General features: G+C 66.9%; 1 protein-coding gene and 1 pseudogene. One reads left to right on the top strand and one right to left on the bottom strand.

The window, feature by feature from the left end:
• Window positions 1-219 (top strand): annotated as a pseudogene (locus EOA36_RS36025) (hypothetical protein); the annotation flags it as partial.
• Window positions 220-233: 14 nt separating this feature from the next.
• Here the strand turns inward: EOA36_RS36025 and EOA36_RS36020 are convergent.
• The gene (locus tag EOA36_RS36020) at window positions 234-1,004 is read right to left on the bottom strand and encodes a sulfite exporter TauE/SafE family protein (protein WP_127281288.1); all 771 of its coding nucleotides are present in this window, start codon (window positions 1,002-1,004) and stop codon (window positions 234-236) included.
• Between the last annotated feature and the right edge of the window lie 53 nt (window positions 1,005-1,057).

The following is a 1,057-nucleotide window of genomic DNA, read 5'->3' as shown; positions in this document are numbered from 1 at the left end:
GCCAGGGACGGCGTGACGCCCGCGGCCCTGGCCTATGGCCAGCGCATCCTGCGGGCGGCGCGCTTCGACTATGCGGTCATGCTCGTCATCATCACCGACATGGTGCTGAAGCCGACCCTGCACGACGTCGTCATTCTCGCGGGCATGGTGATGGTTCTTGCCGCCGGCGCCGCCATGGCGCTCAGCCGGCCAAGACGCATGGTGCCCAGCGCCGCCTGACGCGGGCTGGAGCGCTACATGATGCCGGCGATCCCGTCCCACAGAAGCTTCACGGCCACGACCGCCACGGTCGCATAGGTGAAGGGATAAAAAATCTCCGGCCGCATGCGCCGCACCAGCCACGCGCCGGCGATGGTCGACAGCGGCGCCAGCGGCATCAGCACCGCCGATGCCGTCAGATTGGCGGTATCGAACTGGCCGAGCGCGAAATAGGGGATGAGCTTCAGCGCATTGGTGGCGGCAAAGAAGATCGCCGCCGTGCCCGACAGCACCTTGGGGTCGAGCCTGATCGGCAAGGCATAGACCTGGAAGGGCGGTCCGCCGACATGGGCAACGAAGCTGGTAAACCCGGCAACCGTGCCCCATATGGCCGCCGCCACGCGATTGGGCGCGGCGGCATGGTCGGAGCCGTGACGAAACTGCAGGTAAAGCCAGCGCAGCACGAAGACGATGGCGACGGCGCCGACGATCAGCCGCACCGCTTCCTCGGTGACGAGTGCCGCCGTCAGCCAGCCAAGCCCGATGCCGATGACGGCGCCCGGCATCATATCGACCAGCATCTTGCGATCGTATACGCCCCACCACGTCCACACCGAGACGATGTCCATCAGGCACAGGATCGGCAGCAGGATGGCGGCCGCCTGCACCGGCGGCATGGTCAGCGCCATCAGCGGCACGCCGACGAAACCGACGGCGCCGCCAAAGCCGCCCTTGGACAGGCCGACCAGGATGACCGCCGGGACGGCGGCCGCGTAGAACCACGGATCGAGAAGCAGGCCTGACATGGGGAGGGACTGGTCTGGAGGGAAAGCGGATCAACGCCTGAATAGCCCAGAAT

This window comes from Mesorhizobium sp. M8A.F.Ca.ET.021.01.1.1, from assembly GCF_003998025.1.
Lineage (GTDB): Bacteria > Pseudomonadota > Alphaproteobacteria > Rhizobiales > Rhizobiaceae > Mesorhizobium.
This window is presented reverse-complemented; position numbering and strand designations above follow the sequence as displayed.

Coding starts and splice junctions, on each gene's coding strand:
- EOA36_RS36020 (WP_127281288.1), bottom strand. CDS start 1,004: ATGTCAGGCCTGCTTCTCGATCCGTGGTTCTACGCGGCCGCCGTCCCG.